The following is a 22,679-nucleotide window of genomic DNA, read 5'->3' as shown; positions in this document are numbered from 1 at the left end:
CTCCAGTCCACTTTGCGGACGTGATCGACGCCTGACGACTGATCGCCCCACGGTGCCACGGATGCATGCCGCGTTCCAAGGACTGAGCTGGCTCCAGCGTTGGAAGGGGACCCCGGATTTGCGGTCCGAGCGAACCCGGCTGCGCCGGAATCAGACTCGCTTCCGAGTCGAGTCGCTCGAGCCGCGCTGGCTCCTCTCGACGACGGGCACCAGTCTTGCTGAAGTGGAGACGCCGAAGGAAGAGTTCTCCGTCCCTGTCGACTACGGCTCGGCGATGCCGATCCTGGCGACGAACGCGTCGCTCTCGCTGGTCGATGACTGGTCGACGGCTCATCAGGTACCGTTCGCAAGAATCGTGACGGTGCACGGAAGCCTTAGCCCGGGATCAGCCCCCGACTTGCTCGAGATTTACTCCGAGTCGGGCGTCTCCTACTTCGATTTCGTGCTCAAATCGGCCTGGGCCAACCAGCCGATCGCCGAGGGCATTCGCGTTTTCGACGCGAATTTCAAAGAGTACGCGAACTACTCGCCCAACCCCGCGACTTCGTCGTTCACATTCTCGATCCGACTGCGGTCAGAAAAAGCTTCATCTCTCTTTGTGAAAATCACTCCGCCCGCGGAAACGGAACCTGCGTACGCACAGGGCTTCGATTATTTCCCCTATATCTTGGAAGTCACGCGTAATCCGCAGTCTGCGCCTCAGTTGGGTGGCCCGTCAACTTCGCCGGCTGACGAGTCGGACCCTTTTGCGAACTGTCCGTTTCTAGGGTCGCTGAACATCTCACCGTTCCCGCTTGACACGTCGACCGGCCCATTGATCCCGCCTCCCGAACCGAGCAGCCCCGATCCCAATACCCAAAATCAGCCGCCTGTCGTCTCGGGGCCGTTGCCCTACGAGCCGGGCCAGGACGAGTATGCCGGGACGTACTCCCCTCCGGTTCATGTCGGGCCGCTGCCAGTGCGCTCGACCGCTCCTTTGGGTGGGGTACTCGCAGCGCCTGAGACGGTTCCTCCGGTCGATCGGCATGAGGCAGCGCGGGCCGACCTGGCTGAGTTCGACCCGGCTCGGCCGGTGGATGATCTGGACCTCGAAGTTCGACTGCCCGTTCCCGTTGCCGAGCCTGAGGTCGTTCAGGTCGTCACACTGCGGGGGCCCGGTGGACTCCCCCTGCTGGCGACGGCGCTGATCGCCAGCTCGGCCGCTGTCGTCACGACCGATTCCGCGACCTCGGCGGATTCGGGCCAGGCCGAGTCGGTCGAAGCGGCTTCCGCGCCTGGGTTCGTCTCAGCGCCGATTCCGGGCAACTCTCGCTCGGCCGAGTCATCGCCCCTGCAGTCTCCTCCTTCCCGCACGACGACCGAGGCCTCAGGGCGACCGCCGAGTCGATCCCGTCGGTCGTCGGTGGTGCCTGGCCTGACCCTGGCCTTCGCTCTGGTCGTCGGCCTCGTGCTCCCCGACCTCTTCGCATCGCTCCAGTTTCTCGCCCCGTCGCGGCCCATGGTTCGGCTCCGCTTGATCCGCCGTGCCATTCGCGGACAGTGAAATAAAGCGAGCGACTTTGCCGAACCCAGCCACCCCTCGGTGCGAAGCTCAAATCGCCAGAGTCAGCCTCAACGGCGTCGCGATCGGCCTTAACATCAGCGTGGATCCTACAATGTCGGCCTAATAATTCCCGTAGGGTGGGCACGGCCCACCATCTTATCCTCTGCTTTGGCAAGGAGATAGGGATGGTGGGCCGTGCCCACCCAATGGGGAAATCTGATCTTGACCGCCAATCAATCATAAGTCGTAGATAAGTTTATAACGGGTTCGGCGGAGCTTCATTCGACCGCTCGGGGCCCGTTGAGCGGGGGCGAGGCCACGCGGTGCGATTCCCAGGCACGCCTGGTCAGGGCGATGACGCGAGGAATCAGGTTAGGTTGTCCGGGGAGACAACGGACCGAGTTCAGAATCAGCGAAAGCTGGAGGCCAGGCTCGTCACCCGTCCAGACCGAGGCCTGTTCGAGTTCAGTCATCGCCAGGTCCGGCTTCCCGAGCCGGAGATAGGTCCGTGCCCGGCCGAGGTAGGCGCGGGGATCTTCGGGGTCGTCGCGCAGAGCGTTCGTCCACTCGAGGAGTGCCTTCTGGGTTTCTCCCAGGGCGAGGAGTGCCTCGGCTCTGGCCCCACGGAGAGAGGTTCCGGTGCCGAGCCGGATCGCACGGTCGATATCGGCGAGTCCCGCGCGAGGGCTGCCCGACTCGATCCGCGTCCGGCCTCGCAATTCCAGGAGGCGAACGTCGTCCGGTTCGAGGCGCAACCCGCGATCGGCGTCCTCCTGGGCACTTCGGATTGCTCCCAGGCGATGGCGGACCCGGCCTCGGACCAGGAAGACCCGTGGCGAGAGCGGTGCCAGCGCCACGGCAAGACTCGCCTCCTGCTCGGCGGCGGGATCTCGAATGGCCGCCAGGAGCAAGGCGCGGGTGAGTCGAGCCCGGAGCGCCGCCAACCCACCGCTTTCGGCGGCCTCTTCGAGCCTGGCCACTCCTTTTCGGATGTCGGCCGTCAACGACAGACCTCCCAAGGGAAGCCGCGCGAGCTCGTCGGGGCGGTCGATCGGCAGCTCCTCCACCTGGCCCCTTGCGAGCAAGGTCCGCGTCCAGAGTCGCGTATGTCCCGGCGAGGGATTGAGCCGGGCCGCCTCCCTGGCATCGGCCTCGGCCTCCTCAATACGCCCCAGGAGTAGCCGAGCCAGGCCCCGATTGGCGAGATATTGATCGTTGCGCCCGTTGGTCCTTCGCACCAGATCCGAGAAGTCGGACTCGGCCGAGCTTGCTTCTCCCGCCTGGAGCGCCAGGAGAGCGCGACCTTCTTGCGCGGAGAGGTCGTCGGGGTTCGAGGCGACGAGGGCGTTGTAGCTGGCCCGAGCCTGCTCGATGGCGCCGGCGGCGGCGTCGAGGGTCGCCCGGTTCAACCTCGCGGCGCGTCCTGGATTGTCATCGGGGTTAGTCGCGATCAGGCGGTCGTATTCCGCCCGCGCGCCGATCAGGTCTCCCTGACGCTGGCGGACGTACCCGAGCGCCAGACGCGTCAGCCGGAGCTCGATCCCCTCCTCGCGTTCCTTCCGCTCCTTCTGAAGCGCTTCGAACAGAGTCTGGGCTTGTCTCAGGTCGGTCCAGGCCATGGGCAAGGCCCCCTGCTCGCGGTAGTGCTGGCCGCGGCCGAGACGAGCCCAGGGAGAGTCTTCGGCAAGGGCCACGGCCGAGCCGTAATGCCTCAGGGCCTCCTCGGAATACCCGGACAGGCCGGCGAGGTAGGCCAGGTAATAGTGATACCAGTAGTTCTTTTCTTCGTTCCAGGCGGCCCGGCGGAACCAGTCGAGCGCCTGGGTGTGCCTTCCTTCGAGCTCGCGGATGAACCCCCACTGAAAGCAGGTCAGGGGAGAGTCAGCAGCGGCGGGGGAGGCGTCGCGATCCCCCAGGATCGCCGATTCGCCTTGCCGTTCGGCCAGGAGTCCGCGCATCGCTTTCCAGGGCGCTTTGGGCCAAGCGTCCTCGGGCGAGGCGAATGAGAGGACGCGGTCGCAGATCTTGGTCGCGTCGCGGAGCGCCTCTGGGCGACAGGAAGGGTCGCGGGCCGCGGCCGCAACCCATAAGAAGAGGAGCTCGTTGACTTCGCGGAGCAAACGAAACCGCCGGCGCGCATCGAGCAACTTCAGGTCGGGGAGCGTCGTGAAGTCGGGGTTGTCGAGCACATAGAATGGCTTGAGCGTTTCTTGAAGCCTCTGGGACGCCACCTCCAGATCGCCAAGGAAGAGCGTCAGGCGGAACCGCAAGGGCTCGGCGTCCTGGAACAGGGTATCGGCGTTGGCTCGAATGACCCCCGTCTGCTCGGCGAGTCGAGCTTTCTCACGCGATTTCTTGAAGAGGGGTTTGAGGTGCGAGAGACCATCAGACAGCCGGCTCGCCGTATCGAACTGCATGACCGCCGTGCGAAAGTCCTCGTTCTCGAGAGAGATTGCCCCCCCCTGCATCAGGTTCTCGATCTCCATCAGGTGGTGGTCCCGATCGATCCGCACCTTGACGAGGATCGTGACGACAACCGCCAGCGCGATCAGCATCGGCGCGGCCATCGCGAGGGTCCTGCGATTGCGGCGGACCCAGCGCACGGCACGGCTGGGAAGCGGCTCGCGCGCGTATTTCAGGGGGCGATCGTCGGCGACCGCCTGGAGGTCGGCCGCCAGTTCCCCGGCCGTGGCATAGCGGTTGTCCGGCTCGGGGGCGAGACAGCGGCGAACCACGGCTTCGAACGCGGCGGGCACCTCGGGGTGCGTGCTCCGGAGCGAAGGAGCGCCGGCTCGCCGCTCTTCGGCCGCCAGCAGCAGCAGCTCGGCCGCCGAGCGCGCTCGCTTGGGAGTCGTGAACGGCCGCTCGCCCATCAGGCTCTCGTAGAGGAGCACACCCAGGCCGTAAATATCCGAACGGGCGTCGACGTGGCGGCTCGTGCCGTCGGCGAGCGCCTCGAGATGTTCGGGGGCCATGTAGTCGAGGGTGCCGCCGAGCGTGCTGGCCGTGGAGTCGGGATCGTCGGTCACCGTCTCACGCGCGAGATTGAAGTCCAGGAGCATCGGCATGCCGTCGCCCGTGACCAGGACGTTCGAAGGCTTGACGTCGCGATGCAAGACCCCTCGTTCGTGGGCGTGCTCGAGGGCTTCGGCCATCCGCCCGCCCCACCAGGCGATCGCCAGCGCATACGACCGCCGGGCCAGGGCCACCCGGCCGGTTGATCGGCCGGAGGGAGCCTTCTCGGTGCCGAGCCGGTCGAGCGCATCGACCAGCTCCCCTCCCGTGCGTGCGGATTTCACCTCGGGATCGGCCAGGAGTGTCGCCAGCGTGACCCGGCCGAAGTAGGGCATGCAGAGCAAGTGCAGGCCGGTCGCCGGGTCGGTTCGGGTCGAATGCACCGGCACGATATGGGTGTGCTGAAGCCGGGCCAGGGTCTGCGGCTCTCGCGAACCCGACCGCGCGACCTTCAAGGCCACCGGCCGGTCGGCGAGTTGCCGCTCCTCAGCGAGAAAGACACGCGCAAAGGCCCCTCGGCCCAGTTCCTCGACGAGGTGGAAGCCGGCGATCGTCTGCCCTGCCTCGGGGAACGGGATCTCCGGGGCGGAAGGAGCGTGCGCGGTGGTCGTCTGTCCCGAGCCGACCAGGCCGTGAATCTCGAAGACGCGTCGCAAGCGGGCCGCAACCTCGGGAAATCGGTCTTGGTACTCGGCCGGGTCCGGAGTGTCGTGCTCTTCTTCGCGGAGGCAGAACTCCTCATAAATGAGGGCGACCAGGGTCTCGTCCCCGAGGTCGGGGTAGCGGTCGCGATACCACTCCACGGGGATTTTCTCGCCGACCTCCCAGCGCAAGGCGAGGTCGGCCCGGAGCAGGGCGAGCCGGGCACCGGGTCGATCGAGGCTGTCGGGCGGGAGGTAGTCGTCAGGTTCGGGACGCTGGCCTTTGGAGTGGCGCCAGGCGGCTTCGAACCGCCTGGCCACGCGGACGGCGACGGGGGACGAGGCATCCTCCCACGTCCGGCCCGAGGTGGACAGGCTCATCAGCTCCCCTCCAACTCCGATTGCGCCCGCCGACGAAGGTCCTCCAAGACCCGCTGGACGGTCCGCTCACTGATGCCCAGTCGCAGGCCGATATCCTTGCTGGAAAGTCCCTCGGCCTTCAGTTCGACCACGTTGCGCCGATCCTCGGGCACGAGGTCGCGAAGTCGGCTATAGACCTCGCGAGCTTGAGCGACTTCGCTGGGGGAATCGATGTCGGAGGCGAGGTCCTTGGGCCGGCTCCCCTCGACCCAGAGCGGCTCTTCTCGGTGCATATCCTGCTTCCGGCTGGCGGCGCGGCGGTATTCATCGATTACCTTATTCTTCGCAGCACGTGCCAGAAACGCGACAAGATGTCGAGAATCTTCGAACTCGGCCGGTCCGGTCCGCACTCTGCGAAAGAAACTTCCCCAGACGCTCTGGAGAAAATCGAGCGAGTCGAACCGCGACCGGAGCAGCCGCGGCAATTGCCTGCGGACGACGAGCCGGACCTCGGCCTCGTATCGCGTCAAGAGTTCGCGGGCGGCTGACTCATCCCCAGCCTGGATCCGTGCCAGGAATTCGGGGATGTCGCCCTCTTCGCGTTCGCGTTCGCTTCGGATCGGGTCGCCGACCGACATGATCCCTTGGCTCCCTCGTGGAGGCCGCGAACAAGGCGCCGCGGCTCTGCTACTCCTCCCGCGTTAGCCCCCTAACCTAACCTTACCAGGCGCGTCTTGGCAATCGCCTCGCCACATCACGAATGCGAAGCCCCCCTTTTCGGGTTTCCCTATCAAGGGGTCGGGTTGGGGCCATCGAGTCGTCTGAGTGCTGATATAACGATACTGGTCGGTTCCGCCACCGAGTTCGAAAAAGGTCGCCAGTCCCGCGCGGGTCTGCCGCTTTTTGAAATCTTCCGATTGACGAGTACGGCCTCAGTCTGGTAAGGTTTGTAACTCAAATGTCGCTGCCAGAATAAGGGTGACGACAAAAATGAATGCTGGAGAGGTGGCTGAGTGGTCGAAAGCGACGGTTTGCTAAACCGTTAAGGGTGTCAAAGCCCTTCGGGGGTTCGAATCCCCCCCTCTCCGTTTGAAATAATACGGCCTCGCAAGTCCCAGATACTCAAGGGGCTTGCGAGGTTTGTTGTTTCCCAGGACGGCGGTAGTGAAAGGCCGGAGCGGCTGCTCCGGCTGAAGCCGCCGGAATCTCCCCCCCTCCCCTGCCACGCAAGCCGAAGGCGCCGGTTTGGGCATTCCGGTCAAATCGATTCAGGCAATACCCGCGACGTGAACGTAGGCCGGATCGGTTCGGTCACGCTCTCCAAGCGTGGCTCGTCCTACTTGCCGCTTCTCAATCTCGCCTGCAATACGCACTGACAGATCTTTCCGGCTTTTGGCCCGCATGCGATCCCGCCCGCTCCAGCCCAGGTCGCCATTCGATGATCTGATTGTGTGCGTGGGTCATCCCTGGTCATGGGCGGTCGCCCATTCGGGGCGATCCGGCACGAACCGACTTGTTGGAAGCGGTTTCCGTCGCCTCGCTTTTGCGATGCGCCATTGCGGGACGCCCTGCTTTGGAGACGAGGACGTCACCAGAGCAGGGCGCTGAGTGTGCGGAAGTGGGAAGTGCAATGGGAAGTGAAAGAGGGAGTGAAATCTCAGGTCGTCGACGTTGCTTTCGTCCGGCGACCTGAAGCGAGTCGCTTGGTTCGGTTTGTGGAATGGCTCGGTCGTCACAAGGGCGACCAAGGCACCGTCCGTTGGGTGGAATTCCGAGGATCCAGGAATCCCCACTTCGATTATTGTGCGAACGCCTGCCGAGTGGCGGAGGGGAACCAGGCCCGCTGCGGGGTCGCTCCACTCTCCTTGTCCGGCCTCGAGAAAACGCCGCCATAAAGTAGGGCGATGTTCGATGAGGCCCGCTCGCTCAACGGATCGACGATTGCCGTACAGACCCGCTTGCTCCGGAGCAACTCCGGCGAACGCGTGGAATGATCGGCATCAATTCGTCCGTTTGTCTCAAAGCGGGTCAACACGAACAGCCTCCTTTCATGGCCATTGTCAGACACCAGGGAGTATACGCACCCCTTGGGTTAATGTCAAGAAATCCGATCGATATTGTCGGGAATAAGAAGGAACGCGGTAGAATTTGCGTAAGTAATAGGGCTAAAGAGGTGAAGAGTCTAGGGTTAAGGCGATTAAGGCAAGATGAAGGGAGTGGTTTCGAGGCGGCGGGGACGGGTGTGCCGGGACGGATCTGGGAGCGGGTAGGCATGTTTCACGTGAAGGCTCAGGAGCGACCTTCCGGGCGCCTTGCTAGACCTTGATCTCGATTTCTGGGGCGGACTTCTCGTAGCAGGTGACTCGATTTCGCCCTTGCCGTTTCGAGAGATAGAGTGCTTCGTCGGCCATTTTGACGAGTTCCCGGGGATTCGCGGAGCCGGGCCAAGCGGTGGCGACTCCGAAACTGGCTGTCACCGGCCGATTGGCCCAAGGGCCAGCCTCGAGGGCCAGGCGGAGCCGTTCGGCGAGCGTGGCCGCGGCCGAGATGTCAGCCCCGAGAAGCAGGAGGGCAAATTCCTCGCCGCCGAACCGGGCGACCGTGTCGTGCCGTCGTGCGCTGAATTTTAGGACCGCGGCAATGGTTCGGAGCACCTCGTCCCCCGCTTGGTGTCCGTAGGTGTCGTTGTATGATTTGAACTCGTCAACGTCCACCATGACGACCGAGACCGGCTCTCCGTACCGAGACATGAACGAACAGCCCTCTTGGAGCGCCTCGTCGAAGTGGCGTCGGTTCCACAGGCCGGTCAACCCGTCGGTTCTGGCCATCTCCGCGAGTTGCGCATTGGCCCGCTCCAACTCGCGGTTCAACTGTCGTGTCAGGTCGAGTTGTTTCGTCAGTTGCTCCTCGCTCCGTCGTAGCGCCTCCATCGCCTTGGTCCGTTCCTCGAGTAAAACCAGTCTGGCGTTGTGCTCGGCTGCGTGCCCCATCGCCGCGCCAACGAGCCCGGCCATCAGTTGGAGCGTGCGGACATCCCGATCGCTGAACCGCGAGGGCAAGGGAGAGAAGACCTTGAGCACCCCGACCACTCGGCCACCGTGAGCCAGGGGCACAACGATCATCGATCGGAGCCCGATGCGGCGGCACACCTCCTGGTTGACTCGCGGGTCCGTCTGCGTTTCATCGGAGCGGAGCACTTTGCCCGTCCGGATGCAGAATCCGGACAAGCTGGTGGCGATCGAGAGCCTCGTCCCCAGATGGTCCATGGCCGTCCCGCTGCCCGCGTGGTAGACCACCTCATCACCGACCATAAGCCCCACGATGGCCCCGTTCGCATTCGTCAGCGTCTGGGATCGTTCCGCGACCAACGCGACCAACTTTTCGATATCGAGCCCCACCTTGCCGATCTCCGTCTGGACGGCAAGGATCTTTGTGAGATAGGCGACTTCGTCGCCAAGCTCACTCCCCGTTTCTGGTGCCGTACCCGCCGTGGCAACCCCTCCCCGATCAATGAACTTGAGCTCGCCTCGCCTTGGGCCGGTTGTCTGCTCGTGCGTCCCCGCCTCATCCTGAAGTTTCGTATCAAGGTTGTTCAGGCTTTCTGCGGCCCGCAAGCGTTTTTCGCCATTTCGACGCATCGCTTGGCCATTCCTTCCGAGGCGAGACCTGCTTACGTTGTTGAGAAGGCGTGTGTGGCGTAGCAACCATCGAGTCATCCTGAAGATTGATCGACAGCCATGATTGCTACCGATCTCCCAAGCCTTGGTGTGCGAACGGCGACGAATATCAAGTGTTTCGCGATTGCATTATGTAAAAATGCCTAGGCCATCAAAATGAGTGTGTCAAATGAATGCTGCTGCGATAATTGCGAAAATGGTGAAATCTTGCTCCGCTTGACCCTGGCCGCCCGAGATTCGCGCCGACCCATTCGACCGCTGAGGAGTTGAATCCCGCCTATTCCTATCGCCAAGAAGGGAAGTGGAATGAACGAGGCGTTCGCGCATCGCAATGGCTTTGATGGAAAGCCACATGGCTTGATCCCGCATCTCCGGGACGTCGCCGCGGAGGCGAGTAAGAAGGCGAACGCGGCCTGTCCTCAAGACCCTGATTTCGCTTTATTGGCCGCCGCGGCCGGATGGCTTCATGATCTCGGTAAGTTTCGTGGGGAATTTCAAGAGTATCTGTTCGGCAGGCGCCGGGGCGGACTGGAGACCAGGCACTCGGTTTTCGGGGCGGCGGGGGCGTACTTGAGCAAGCTTCCAACGGCGGTCGTCCTGGCGATCCTGGGGCATCATGCGGGGCTGCACGACCTCGGTGCGCTGCAGGGCCAACTCAAGGACCCGGCCCTCAACCCGCTTGGGACGTCGATGGATCTGGTCGCGAGGCTGCAACGAGAATGTCCCGGAGGCACGATCGCCAGCCAACCGCCACTCCGGGAGTATCTCAAGCGGGGCATGAAGGGGCTCTGCGTGGAGTTTGAGGATGAGCTTCGAATTCGGATGCTTTTCTCGTGCCTCGTCGATGCGGATTATCTCGACACCGAAGGTTATATGACGGGCCGCACGCGCGAGCCGATTCCGTTTCAGGCTCGCGTGCTGTTTGAGCGGCTCGACGCCTACGTTCGTCGGTTATCAACCGGCGCCGAGCCGACACCGGTGAACCGAGTTCGGCGTGAGCTGTATGACGCCTGCGTTGCCGCGTCGGCGCGTCCGCCGGGGTGCTTCAGCCTGACCGCTCCCACCGGGTCGGGCAAGACGCTCGCCGCGATGGCGTTCGCTCTGAAACACGCTGAGGAGCACGGCCTGCGGCGGGTGATCGTTGTCTTGCCGTTCCTGGCGATCATCGAGCAAAACGCGCAGGTGTACCGGAATGCGTTGACCGTGGAAGGCGATCCCATCGACCTTGTGCTCGAGCACCATTCGGCTGTTGAGGGAGAGGAAGAGGACAGTGTTGGCGACTCCGGAGCCGAGCACGAGACGCGGGCCCGAGGCCGGGCCAAGCAGGCGACCGAGAACTGGGATGCTCCGGTGATCGTCACGACGGCCGTGCAGTTCCTCGAATCGCTGTTCTCACGCCGGCCGGGGCGCTGTCGAAAGCTTCATAATTTCGCTCAGTCCGTCGTGCTGTTCGACGAAGTTCAGGCTTTACCCTTCTCGTTGCTCGACCCCATTCTTAGCGTCATTCGCGATCTGCGCAGTCATTTCGGCGTCTCGGTTCTCTTGGGGTCGGCCACCCTTCCCAGCTTCGGAGCGTCCAGCAACCTCCCTGCCGGGTTCAGACCCAACGAATGCCGCGAACTGACCGAAGATCCGCAACGGACCTTTGGCATCCTCCGCCGCGCACGGCTCGAACTCCCGTTTCTCCAGGAGGGACGTTGGACCTGGGACTACCTGGCCTCGCAATTGGAGAGTGAACCTCGCGCTTTGGTTGTCGTTAACTTGCGCAAGCATGCACAAGATCTGTACGATTGCCTGAAAAATCAGGGTGTTCAGGGCTTATTTCACCTCTCCAGCACCATGTGCCCAGCGCATCGCGAGGACGTGTTGGGGAGAAAAGAAGATCCCAGGCCAGGGACGATCTACCACGCCCTCCGACAAGGTGGGCCTTGCCTCGTCGTGAGCACTCAGGTCGTTGAGGCCGGCGTCGACCTCGATTTTCCGACCCTGTTTCGCGCGATCGGCCCGCTCGACGCGATCATTCAGGCCGCGGGGCGCTGCGACCGTGAAGGCCTATTGACCCTGTTGGCTGGGACGCCTGGCGGGCGCGTGGTGGTCTTCGAACCGGCTTATGACCCCGTCACTCCACCCGGATTCTATGAGGAAGCGACCAATAAGACCCGTCTGTGGTTAGACAAGTTCGCCGCCAATCCGGATCGCTTATTCGAGGATCCGAAGTTGTTCGCCGACTATCATCGCGAGCTCATCGCCTGGGGTGTTGGTCGTGAAACGGCCCAGGAAATCCAGAACGCCCGCAATGCCGCGAACTTTATCGAAGTGGATCGCCTTTTCAAGATGATCGGCAAGTCCGGACAAGGAGTTGTTGTCTCCTACGGCAACGCCGACGCCCTACTCGAATCCATTCGCCGTCGTGGATATCTCTCGCTCGATGACCGAAGACGGCTTCAACGGTTCGTCGTCAACCTCTACCCCCAGTGGATCACCCACCTCGGCGGCCAACTTCGTCCTGTCTCTGGTTCCGACGAGGGATTGCTTCACTACGAAGGCCCTTACGACAAGGACGCCCTCGGGATTCGCTTGGGAGAACTTCCCGCGGATCAATTCTTGATTTGACGAGAGGTGGGACTCTCGGTCCCGCCAACCTGCCGGGCCGAGAGTCTTCACCCTTTTCAGAAGTGAAATACCGTTTCAATCCGCACCCATTCTCCGCAGGCGAAGTCTCGAGAATGGGTGAATCGATCGCAATGCAACCTTATTGAGAGCCAGCGGTTCTGGCTCGTCAAGTTCATTGTCCGAAACTGCAAACACGCCGGTATATTACTATTGAAAAGGGTTCGGGGAAAACAAAAAAGTCTTGCAACCCTTCGTTGTTTCTGGTTGAGTGAGATTCGGAGTTTGGATCGATAGATCTGAATGGAATTCGTGTGTTGTTGGGGGCGCGGTGTGGGGCGTCGTGGGGTTGTGTCTCAAGGGGAAAAAGATCGGAGAGGATATGAAAAAAAATGCGAGTCCGAGTCTTGTGTCGGTTCGCGTGTGGGGCGACTTCGCGTGTGCGACCAGGCCTGATTTGAAGGCGGAACGCGTCTCGTATCCGCTCTTAACGCCGAGTGCCGCGCGAGGGGTGCTCGAAGCGATTTATTATGAACCACAGATGTTTTATGTCATTCATGAGATCGGAGTGATTAAGCGGGGAAGTTGGTTCTCGTTTCGGCGGAACGAGGTCAAGAAGGTGGTCTCGTTCCGCGACGCGGCCGTGGCGATGGCCGAATCTGGCGACCTGATGCCGATCCGGGCGGGCGGAGGCGCCGCGGATGCCACTCAGCGCGGCATGCTGGCCCTGGCCGACGTCGAGTATTTGATCACCGCCGAGATCCGGCTGACCCATCGAGCGGAACCTCCACGCGATTCGCTGGAGAAATACAACGGGTTGTTCACGCGACGAGCCCAGTCGGGGAAGTGTTACTCGCGTCCTTATCTCGGTTGCCGGGAATTCGACGCCCACTTCGCCTTCGTCCCCGACCCTTCGGAGGTGGCCCTCTGTGCTTCGGAGTGGCCCAAGGAAGATCTCGGATTAATGCTTTACGACGTGTTCGACCCGCGAGATCGGGTGTCGGGCCGCTCGCTGGCCCCGATCCCTGTGTTCTTCCACGCGCAGATCGAGAACGCCCGGCTCGCCTGTCATCCCGATCGCGTCCAGCTTGTGCGACGGGAGGCCTCGCGATGATTCTCCAGGCCCTGTTTCAGCATGCCGTGGAGGCCCGACTGGTCGAAGCGATGGAGGCCAAGGAACGGCTTGTCCATCTCGTGCTGACGATCCGGCCCGACGGGTCGATCGCCGAGGGATCTCCCTGGCAGGTGCTGTACCGCACGATCGCGGATCCCAAGAAGAAAGAGGCCCAGAAAGAGGAGCCGGGGCGGCCGCTCTGGATGCCTGAATTCCCCGGCGTCAACTCGGGGGGCAAGGCGAACTTTCTGGCCGAGGCCTGTGACAAGGTGCTCGGATGCAACGGCAAGACGGGCGAACCGATCGCCGACGACGGCCAAAACGCCTCGAAGGCGTACCTCCATTTCTGGCAGCGCATTGCCGACGCCCACAAGGCGACCGCCGATCCCAGCCTGACCGCCCTCCTCGCCTTCCGCGATCGCTACCTCGCGACGCCCGAGGGGCGAGACGCGTTGAAGAGCATCGCTGATCTCCGCCCCTTCGGTAAGAACGACCTGCCAACCTTTTGCGCAATCACAGCAACACAAGTAATTCCGTTAGACAAGAAGACAATCACATTCAAGGTTGGCGTCACGAGCGGCCCGATGTTCGAGAAGGGCTCTCCGCTCCACGACTACTGGAAAGGGGAATTCAACCGCGAGCGATTCGCCGATGCCCCCGAGTCGTCAGCGAACAACCGGGGAGTTTGCCTGGTCACGGGGCTCGAGAACCAGCAAATTGCGGAGGTCCATCGCACGCTCATCAAAGGGGTCCCCGGCCTACCGCCGATCGGCGGCTACCTGGTCTCGTTCGACACGTCGACTCCTTCGCTCAGTTCCTACGGTTTCGAGCGGGGTTGGAATGCCCCGGTTTCCGAGCAGGCGGCGGCGGCCTACGCTCTCGGCCTCAATGAAATTCTCGCCGACAAGGTCTGTCGGCGCAGGTTTGGCAACGCCGTCCTCTGCTCCTGGATCCCGTCCGAGCCGGAAATCAGCGAGGCGTTCAGCCTCTTGTTCGACACGCCCGCCCAGGATGCCGTCAAAAAGTTTTTTGACGCGTTCGAAGGCCAGGGGAGTTTCCATCATGCGCTTGACACCCGGCAGTTCCGCTCCTTGACGCTCGCCGCGAACGGCGGCCGGATCGTCGTGCGCCGCTGGCTCGACGAGCCGCTCCGCGCGGCGGTCGCCGCGCTGAAGCGCTGGTTTACCGACCTCGATATCGAACCGATCGAAGTCCCGAGAAAAGCCGCCAGCGTTGCGAAAGCTGGTGGGCGCAAGGGGAAGAACCAGGACCAGACCCCGAGTGACGACGTCGAGCCGATCGGCGATTCGGCCGGGACCGGCCCACTTCCGCTCTCGATCTATGCGCTGGCCGCGACCACCGCGCGGGTGGCTTCGGAGGTCCAGTCCACCGTCTACGACGCCCTCTATCGGGCCGCCTTGGAGGAGACCAACCCGGTCTCGTTGCTCCCCTCGCTCTTGCAGCGGCTCCGGATTTCGGCCGCGCAGTCGGGGAACGCGATTCGATTTCAGACGTCCCGCTTCGCCCTGCTCAAGTTGATCCTGAATCGATCGGAGAAACGATCTATGCTCGAACGCCAACCCATGCTCGAACGCCAACTCATTGAGACGAACGACCCGGCTTATAACTGTGGGAGGCTCCTGGCCATCCTGGACGACATTCAGTACGCCGCTCAAGGAGACGTCGGGGCCGATGTCGTGGCGCGGTTTTATGGGAACGCGTCGACCTTCCCTCGCAACGTGTTTCCGCGCCTGCTCCGCCTCGAGAAACACCACCGTTCCAAGCTTGTTAAAAATCAGAAAAAACGACATGTCGGCATTGCATTGGGTCGAAAGCTCGACGACGTCTTTGCTCTCTTTCGGCCGGTGAGCGATGGAGGCCCCCCCGATTTCCCCGGCACGCTCTCGCTTCAGGAGCAAGGCCGCTTCGCCCTCGGCTTTCACCAGCAGAAAGCCAAGGACAACCGTGACCTCAAGGAGTATCTGGCCAGAAAAGCCGCTGGCGATACTTCGCCCGATCTGGACACCACCGACGAATTCTTGGCTGATTCCGCGTCCGAATAATCGTTTCTTTAACTGTGGAGATCACCTGTCATGACCCAGCCGATCGCCCATCGCCACGACATCCTGATCCTTTTCGAAGTCACCAACGGGAACCCGAACGGCGACCCCGACGCCGGCAATCAACCACGCGTCGATGCGCTCTCGAACCGTGGCCTCGTTTCGGACGTCTGCCTGAAACGAAAGGTCAGAAATTATGTCCAGATGTTCGCTCCGGAGCCCAACGGCAAGAACTATAAAATCTTTGTGCAGCAGGGCGCTGTCCTGAATCGAGAGCAAGAGAAGGCGATCGAGGAAACGAAGGGGAAAGTCAAAGGTAAGGAGAAAGGAAAAGATCAGGGCGAGCACGCCCGGCTTGTCAAGGATTGGCTCTGCAATGAGTTCTACGACATCCGTACCTTCGGGGCGGTGGTCTCGACGGGTAACGAGGTCATGAAAGGATCAGCCTACGGCCAGGTCCGTGGCCCGGCGCAGTTCACGTTCGGCCGGTCGTTCGATCCGATCACGTTCCAGGAGGTGACGATCACGCGGTGCGCTGTCACCAAGGAAGAGGATGCCGCCAAGGAACGGACGATGGGCCAGAAATACATCGTGCCGTACGGACTCTACTCGGCCAAGTGCTACGTTTCGCCCGCGTTCGCCGACAATACGGGGTTCGATCAGGACGACTACAACCTCTTAATTGAGGCTCTCACCCACCTGTTTGACCACGACCGGTCGGCCGCCCGGGGCGAAATGGTCGTGCGTGGCCTGTTCGACTTCGAACACGTCGGCACCCAGGCCGGCGCCAACGCCGAGCAGAACCGGCGCGAAGCGCGGCTCGGTTGCGCCCATGCGCACGAGTTGTTCGAGTCCGTCTCGGTCGAGCTTCGCGACAAGGAGAAGCCTCCCCAGAGCTTCGCCGACTACCGCCTCGATCTCGACAAGGGGGAGTGGGACGCCAAGGGACGCTCCAAGCAGTTCCCTGGTGTGGTGCTCCACCGGCACATTGCTCCGCGCACCCCGTGACGTGAGGCGATCCACGTGACCCAATCCGACGACACCGAGGGGGACGACCTCGTCCCCCTCTCGGCCATCAACGCCTACTTGTATTGTGACCGTCGGGCGGCCTTGAGGCACCTTGACGCCCTCTACGTCCACAACGAGCACACCCGGCAAGGGGATATCGGCCACCGACGCGCTGACAAAATGGGGGTCGAGCGGCGCCCCGGCGTGCGCACCGAGCGCGGGCTCTGGATCGTTTCGCAACGGCTCCGGCTCTACGGCCGCGCCGACCTGGTCGAGTTCCACAAGCGATCGAAGCTCACGGGGGACCGCCGCGCCAAGGGGGCGGTCCCCTACCCCGTTGAATACAAGCGCGGGCGGTCCCGCCGCTGGAATAATGATGATGTGCAACTCTGTGCCCAGGCGCTTTGCCTGGAGGAGATGCTCGGCGAGCCCGTGCCTGCGGGAGCCGTCTACCATGCCCTGAGCCGTAAACGACGCGAGGTTCCGTTCAGCGACCTCCTCCGCGCCGAGACCGAGGCGGCCATCGCCGGCTTGCATGCCCTGCTCGCCTCGCACGCCGTCCCCCCGGCCGTGCTCAAACCTCGCTGTCGCGGCTGTTCGCTGCGGGGTCATTGCCTGCCCGAGGCGTTCGCTCATCCCCGTCGGGCCGAAACGCTCGCCCGCGACCTGTTCTCGGCCCATTATTCCGATCCGCAGCCTTGACGCGAAGGGCATTCCGGTCGACCCGGAGGGAAAGGATCAACTTTTGTGGATGTGCAACTGAACACACTCTATGTCTTCACCGCCGGCGCCTATCTTCGTCGTGACCACCTGACGGTCGTCGTCGAGGTTGAGAAGCAGGTACGTCTCTCTTTGCCGATCCATCATCTCGACGCCATCGCCTTGTTCGGGCCGATCCTCGTCAGTCCCGGGCTGGTGGGGCTCTGCCTCGAGTCGGGGGTCGCCCTGTCGTACCTGAGCGATTCGGGGCGGCTGATCGGTCGGGTTGACGCCCCCCGCTCCGGCAACGTGCTGCTCCGACGCGAGCAGTTTCGCCGGTCCGATCGGCCGGAGGCGTGCCTGCCGCTCGCGCGCTCGTTCATCGCGGGCAAGCTCCACAACGCGAGAAATTCGTTGCTGCGGTCAGCCCGAGAGACGGACGATGCCGAGGATGTGGCCGCCTTGAACGCGTCGGCCGCGCGGCTCGGTGAACACGTGGAATCGCTTCCCACGGCCGACTCACTCGACGCGGTCCGCGGCCGTGAAGGCGATTCGGCCCGAAGCTATTTCGCCGCGTTCCCCCGGATGATCCGGAGCCACCGCGATGAACTCGCGATGAGCGGCCGTTCAAGACGACCGCCGCTCGACCCCGTCAATGCGCTTCTGTCGTTCACCTATGCCTTGATGACTCACGACTGCGTCGCGGCGCTGACGGCCGCGGGGCTCGACCCCGACATTGGTTTCCTCCACGTCGATCGCCCTGGTCGTCCGTCGCTCGCTCTCGACCTGGTTGAGGAGTTCCGCACCTTGGTGGCCGATCGCCTGGTTTTGACCTTGCTCAACCGCCGTCAGATCGGCCCCTCCGACTTCGTCCGTCGCGATGGTGGTGCCGTGGAAATGTCGGTCGAGGCGAGAAAGACCTTGGTGCAAGCCTACGTCGCCCGTAAACGCGACGAATTGACGCACCCGCTCCTGGGCACGTCGGTACGCATCGGCCAACTCCCGTTCCTGCAAGCCAAGCTGCTCGCCCGCCATCTCCGCGGCGACTCCGAAGTTTATGTCCCGTGCGTCGTTCGTTAGCGGACCCCGACCGCCTCCCGCCTCGATCCCGGCACCCGTTCATCGAAACGGAAGAGAAGCATGCTTATTGTAGTGACCTACGATGTCGCGACGACAACCCCCGAGGGTCGACGTCGCCTGCGCAAGGTTGCGACCGCCTGCAAGAACTACGGTCAGCGTGTCCAGCAGTCGGTCTTTGAGTGCGTGGTGGGTCCGCAAGAGTGGGTCTTGCTCCGCGACTCTCTGCTGTCACTCATCGACACCCAGCACGACAGCCTTCGCTTCTATCCACTCGACGAGACCGTTCGCAAGCGTATTGAGCATTACGGAACCAAAGAACCTCTCGATTTTGAAGGCCCGTTGATCGTCTGACGTGTTGGCGTCGACCTTCGGCTCCACCTTCCGAATCGCTCTTTGACAATTCGGTTCTTCTCCGTTCTTATTGAAGCCCTCTAACCGAATGATTTTGCTCTCCGCGAACCCATCGCTCCGGCTCAAGCCCCGTGGTTTCGCGATCGTCGAAAGGAGCTGCCTCCCCAATGACTTCCGGCGAGCCTCCCTCTCAAGAACAACGGATTTTGCACCGCTTAAAAAGAGATTCGCGAATTCCGCGATGCAAACTCCGACGTCCTTTGAACTTAAGGGCAGGCCGTCTCCCCCGGCCTCCGCGCCGGGGGCGGATTGAAACGCGACTGATCCTCATGTAGAGGGTCTGGTACTTGTCTCCCCCGGCCTCCGCGCCGGGGGCGGATTGAAACACGTCCAAGGCGGCGAACGATCATCGCCTGGCGTGTCTCCCCCGGCCTCCGCGCCGGGGGCGGATTGAAACTACAGTATCTGCGACTGCGTCACCAGCATGCCGAGCGTCTCCCCCGGCCTCCGCGCCGGGGGCGGATTGAAACTGACCAGGTGCCGATCACTCCGCCGAACCAGGACGGTCTCCCCCGGCCTCCGCGCCGGGGGCGGATTGAAACTGCTCGAGCGGGCCCACGACGAGCTCGCCCAGGTGTCTCCCCCGGCCTCCGCGCCGGGGGCGGATTGAAACCGATTACTTGAGCGGACTCGATTGCGTGCTGATGTCTCCCCCGGCCTCCGCGCCGGGGGCGGATTGAAACACTCGGGATTCTTGGACTCAGGCAGGCGATTCCATGTCTCCCCCGGCCTCCGCGCCGGGGGCGGATTGAAACAGACTCGCGGCGATCGATCGGCTTGAGATCGGGGCGTCTCCCCCGGCCTCCGCGCCGGGGGCGGATTGAAACCTCCCGAAACGGCGAAGTTGCCGGGGCCCGACCAGTAGTCTCCCCCGGCCTCCGCGCCGGGGGCGGATTGAAACAGCCAGTGATGGTCAGCGTGACCAACTCGCCGGCCGTCTCCCCCGGCCTCCGCGCCGGGGGCGGATTGAAACAGAACGGGATTGGCACCAACCCCACCGACTACTTAGTCTCCCCCGGCCTCCGCGCCGGGGGCGGATTGAAACCGCAAGTCTAACACGTTGTTCGGGGGTGCGCGCGGTCTCCCCCGGCCTCCGCGCCGGGGGCGGATTGAAACGGTCTCTTTCCTTGATGTAGGCATCGATCCCACAGTCTCCCCCGGCCTCCGCGCCGGGGGCGGATTGAAACCAACTCATGAAGGAATGGCAACGCAAGCACGGCGTCTCCCCCGGCCTCCGCGCCGGGGGCGGATTGAAACGGATTGTGCAATCAAATCTGAGCGATTTCACTGCGGTCTCCCCCGGCCTCCGCGCCGGGGGCGGATTGAAACGAGTAGGGGAAGGCAACGCGACGTGTGCGGGATGTCTCCCCCGGCCTCCGCGCCGGGGGCGGATTGAAACAACGCCGCTGAGTCTAATTCGCAACGGCGAGGAGCGTCTCCCCCGGCCTCCGCGCCGGGGGCGGATTGAAACATTGTTCCCGCGGCGAAAGCGATCGCACCCGCGGCGAGTCTCCCCCGGCCTCCGCGCCGGGGGCGGATTGAAACCGCGAAAGAGTGGAAGGTGCTCGACATCACCGGAGGTCTCCCCCGGCCTCCGCGCCGGGGGCGGATTGAAACTTCCCAGTCAATCCATTCGTCCGAAAGCATGAGTTGTCTCCCCCGGCCTCCGCGCCGGGGGCGGATTGAAACTCGAACGTCTTCATTTGCATCCCCGCGAGAACCGTGTCTCCCCCGGCCTCCGCGCCGGGGGCGGATTGAAACCGCTTGAGGTTGACGACCATTTGCCCGCCAGCGGCCGTCTCCCCCGGCCTCCGCGCCGGGGGCGGATTGAAACATGAATATCAGCTCTCCCTCGTGAACTGTGACGAGTCTCCCCCGGCCTCCGCGCCGGGGGCGGATTGAAACGGGATCAGCAGGGGAACCGGCGGTGTCTGCTTGCGTCTCCCCCGGCCTCCGCGCCGGGGGCGGATTGAAACACAACTAGAGGGCGAGCGAATGGGCAGAAAGAGTCTCCCCCGGCCTCCGCGCCGGGGGCGGATTGAAACATGCTGCGAATGCAGACGCTCGCTACCTTGGAACTTCGTCTCCCCCGGCCTCCGCGCCGGGGGCGGATTGAAACCGACGATAAGGCGAAGTAACCCGTGGCCCGAATGTCTCCCCCGGCCTCCGCGCCGGGGGCGGATTGAAACTCGCCGAGCTCCTCTTCGGTTGCCGCGAGGAGGGCGTCTCCCCCGGCCTCCGCGCCGGGGGCGGATTGAAACAGGACGCGCAGTCGCTGGAACTCGCGGATCAGGGCTGTCTCCCCCGGCCTCCGCGCCGGGGGCGGATTGAAACCATTGAGCGGATTACCACCTCCCCCGCCAGCGATGTCTCCCCCGGCTTCCGCGCCGGGGGCGGATTGAAACAGCCATGGCCGCCCATGTCGGCGCCGGGAGCGCAAGTCTCCCCCGGCCTCCGCGCCGGGGGCGGATTGAAACCGGTTGCAAGAGGCTGGGGTTCCGATTCCGAAAGGTCTCCCTCGGCCTCCGCGCCGGGGGCGGATTGAAACTTTGGAAGGGCGCCGTGATCGGCGGTGGGGCTGCGGTCTCCCCCGGCCTCCGCGCCGGGGGCGGATTGAAACTCGACGAGAGGCCCAGGTCGCAAAGGCCCGTCGGGTCTCCCCCGGCCTCCGCGCCGGGGGCGGATTGAAACGACAAAGTGCTTTCTTCGCGGCGATCAACGGCGCGGTCTCCCCCGGCCTCCGCGCCGGGGGCGGATTGAAACCACTCCACGAACTGCCCGTGAGTGTGGCTCCCGTCGAGTCTCCCCCGGCCTCCGCGCCGGGGGCGGATTGAAACCGAAGCGCTTCGTTGGCGTTCGGGGGGTCATAGTCGTCTCCCCCGGCCTCCGCGCCGGGGGCGGATTGAAACCATTTAGGCAGGGAGAGTAACGTGGGGCTTCCTTGTCTCCCCCGGCCTCCGCGCCGGGGGCGGATTGAAACCATCCGAATACAGTCATCAGCAATAGTAGCATAGAGTCTCCCCCGGCCTCCGCGCCGGGGGCGGATTGAAACGAACCCTTGTTTATCAAGGCGTCTTCGGTCACCCCGTCTCCCCCGGCCTCCGCGCCGGGGGCGGATTGAAACGCGTCTGGGATCACGGGAAGCGGCGAGGGAAAGACGTCTCCCCCGGCCTCCGCGCCGGGGGCGGATTGAAACTCCGTAGGTCCAGGCGGAATCGGCATCCAGTGGGGTCTCCCCCGGCCTCCGCGCCGGGGGCGGATTGAAACAAAAACTAACTCAGATATTGATGTTTGCGTACTGCTGTCTCCCCCGGCCTCCGCGCCGGGGGCGGATTGAAACTCCTTCCAGCATCCATGTGCGAAACTCGTCTCCGTCTCCCCCGGCCTCCGCGCCGGGGGCGGATTGAAACCGTACAGGTCACGTCACCGACCGCGATGTTCGACAGGTCTCCCCCGGCCTCCGCGCCGGGGGCGGATTGAAACAGTCGTACCTGACACGATAGAGGCTCCCGCCTCCCGTCTCCCCCGGCCTCCGCGCCGGGGGCGGATTGAAACAACCACGGCGGAACCACCAAAGGGGCCAACACCGCGTCTCCCCCGGCCTCCGCGCCGGGGGCGGATTGAAACGTACCACGGACAGATCGTTCACGGCTACCGAGACGTCTCCCCCGGCCTCCGCGCCGGGGGCGGATTGAAACTGACCGAACTTTACGCGGGGACGAACGAGGTTGGCGTCTCCCCCGGCCTCCGCGCCGGGGGCGGATTGAAACAGCCTGTATGCGGCAGCGGAAGTCTGCCCCTGCTGTCTCCCCCGGCCTCCGCGCCGGGGGCGGATTGAAACATCCGAGAAGGCATCGTCGTCTCGCCCGTCGTCGGTCTCCCCCGGCCTCCGCGCCGGGGGCGGATTGAAACTGGCGGAATGAGGTCCCGGACTCTCCCCCGTTGAGTCTCCCCCGGCCTCCGCGCCGGGGGCGGATTGAAACCGTAGCAGGTCCGCGCCCAAAAGCACGTCCAGCATCGGTCTCCCCCGGCCTCCGCGCCGGGGGCGGATTGAAACAGGAGCTACGGTATACCTGGATGACAAGCCATTCGGGTCTCCCCCGGCCTCCGCGCCGGGGGCGGATTGAAACTTGTCCAAGCTGCCGACCGCTTCGTTGAGCTTCGTCTCCCCCGGCCTCCGCGCCGGGGGCGGATTGAAACGAACTGGTGGCTGCGAATCGCAACACCACCGTGATCGTCTCCCCCGGCCTCCGCGCCGGGGGCGGATTGAAACTCTGAACTAAAGTAAATCGGGAAATCAGATTTTTGTCTCCCCCGGCCTCCGCGCCGGGGGCGGATTGAAACCCGATGCACTTGGAAGAGGTGGGCCGAGAGTTTGGTCTCCCCCGGCCTCCGCGCCGGGGGCGGATTGAAACGGTCCCAGCTTGGTTGCAGCCTCGGCCATGTCGGCCGTCTCCCCCG

The 22,679-nt window shown here is 63.7% G+C and carries 12 protein-coding genes, 1 tRNA gene and 1 CRISPR repeat array (1 of these 14 cut by a window edge); of the genes, 9 read left to right on the top strand and 4 right to left on the bottom strand.

Annotated elements, in window-relative coordinates; translation table 11 throughout:
- Positions 1–61: 61 nt before the first annotated feature.
- A complete protein-coding gene (locus V5E97_RS01400) occupies positions 62–1,543 on the top strand; it encodes a hypothetical protein (RefSeq protein WP_406697487.1) in 1,482 nt (493 codons plus the stop codon).
- A 278-nt stretch (positions 1,544–1,821) separates the two neighbouring features.
- On the opposite strand, the gene V5E97_RS01395 is transcribed toward V5E97_RS01400, so the two are convergent.
- Both V5E97_RS01395 and V5E97_RS01390 read right to left on the bottom strand, forming a co-directional pair.
- Positions 1,822–5,580 carry a protein kinase domain-containing protein gene (locus tag V5E97_RS01395; protein ID WP_406697486.1) on the bottom strand — a complete coding sequence of 1,253 codons (3,759 nt, stop codon included), beginning with the start codon at positions 5,578–5,580 and terminating at the stop codon, positions 1,822–1,824.
- A complete protein-coding gene (locus V5E97_RS01390) occupies positions 5,580–6,197 on the bottom strand; it encodes an RNA polymerase sigma factor (protein WP_406697485.1) in 618 nt (205 codons plus the stop codon). The genes V5E97_RS01395 and V5E97_RS01390 overlap by 1 nt, the downstream gene beginning before the upstream one ends.
- Positions 6,198–6,558: 361 nt before the next feature.
- Between V5E97_RS01390 and V5E97_RS01385 the strand changes: the two genes are divergently transcribed.
- Positions 6,559–6,647: transfer RNA gene (locus V5E97_RS01385), tRNA-Ser, on the top strand.
- A gap of 710 nt (positions 6,648–7,357) precedes the next feature.
- Here V5E97_RS01385 and V5E97_RS01380 read toward each other — a convergent pair.
- Together V5E97_RS01380 and V5E97_RS01375 are read right to left on the bottom strand one after the other, a co-directional pair.
- On the bottom strand, positions 7,358–7,594 hold the full coding sequence (locus tag V5E97_RS01380; RefSeq protein ID WP_406697483.1) for a hypothetical protein: 237 nt from the start codon (positions 7,592–7,594) through the stop codon (positions 7,358–7,360).
- A 280-nt stretch (positions 7,595–7,874) separates the two neighbouring features.
- A complete protein-coding gene (locus tag V5E97_RS01375) occupies positions 7,875–9,197 on the bottom strand; it encodes a sensor domain-containing diguanylate cyclase (protein ID WP_406697482.1) in 1,323 nt (440 codons plus the stop codon).
- A 345-nt stretch (positions 9,198–9,542) separates the two neighbouring features.
- On the opposite strand from V5E97_RS01375, the gene cas3 reads away from it, so the two are divergent.
- The 7 genes from cas3 (at position 9,543) to cas2 (ending at position 18,158) form a co-directional block, all read left to right on the top strand.
- Positions 9,543–11,849, top strand: a complete 2,307-nt coding sequence (gene cas3, locus V5E97_RS01370; protein WP_406697481.1) for a CRISPR-associated helicase Cas3' — start codon at positions 9,543–9,545, stop codon at positions 11,847–11,849.
- Positions 11,850–12,228: 379 nt separating this feature from the next.
- Positions 12,229–12,960, top strand: a complete 732-nt coding sequence (cas5c, locus tag V5E97_RS01365; protein WP_406697479.1) for a type I-C CRISPR-associated protein Cas5c — start codon at positions 12,229–12,231, stop codon at positions 12,958–12,960.
- On the top strand, positions 12,957–15,023 hold the full coding sequence (gene cas8c, locus V5E97_RS01360) for a type I-C CRISPR-associated protein Cas8c/Csd1 (protein ID WP_406697478.1): 2,067 nt from the start codon (positions 12,957–12,959) through the stop codon (positions 15,021–15,023). The genes cas5c and cas8c overlap by 4 nt, the downstream gene beginning before the upstream one ends.
- 30 nt (positions 15,024–15,053) lie before the next feature.
- Complete coding sequence (gene cas7c / locus V5E97_RS01355) at positions 15,054–16,028, top strand: type I-C CRISPR-associated protein Cas7/Csd2 (protein WP_074310413.1); 975 nt, start codon at positions 15,054–15,056, stop codon at positions 16,026–16,028.
- 15 nt (positions 16,029–16,043) lie between these two features.
- Positions 16,044–16,730 carry a CRISPR-associated protein Cas4 gene (gene cas4 / locus V5E97_RS01350; RefSeq protein ID WP_406697477.1) on the top strand — a complete coding sequence of 229 codons (687 nt, stop codon included), beginning with the start codon at positions 16,044–16,046 and terminating at the stop codon, positions 16,728–16,730.
- Positions 16,731–16,775: 45 nt separating this feature from the next.
- Positions 16,776–17,807 carry a type I-C CRISPR-associated endonuclease Cas1c gene (gene cas1c, locus V5E97_RS01345; protein WP_406697476.1) on the top strand — a complete coding sequence of 344 codons (1,032 nt, stop codon included), beginning with the start codon at positions 16,776–16,778 and terminating at the stop codon, positions 17,805–17,807.
- Positions 17,808–17,867: 60 nt separating this feature from the next.
- The gene (gene cas2 / locus V5E97_RS01340) at positions 17,868–18,158 is read left to right on the top strand and encodes a CRISPR-associated endonuclease Cas2 (protein WP_406697475.1); all 291 of its coding nucleotides are present in this window, start codon (positions 17,868–17,870) and stop codon (positions 18,156–18,158) included.
- Positions 18,159–18,437: 279 nt separating this feature from the next.
- A CRISPR array of direct repeats spans positions 18,438–22,679; the repeat unit is 37 nt; unit sequence GTCTCCCCCGGCCTCCGCGCCGGGGGCGGATTGAAAC (it continues 3,053 nt past the right edge of the window).

Source organism: Singulisphaera photorubra (assembly GCF_045290345.1).
In the GTDB taxonomy this organism is placed as follows: domain Bacteria; phylum Planctomycetota; class Planctomycetia; order Isosphaerales; family Isosphaeraceae; genus Singulisphaera.
This window is presented reverse-complemented; position numbering and strand designations above follow the sequence as displayed.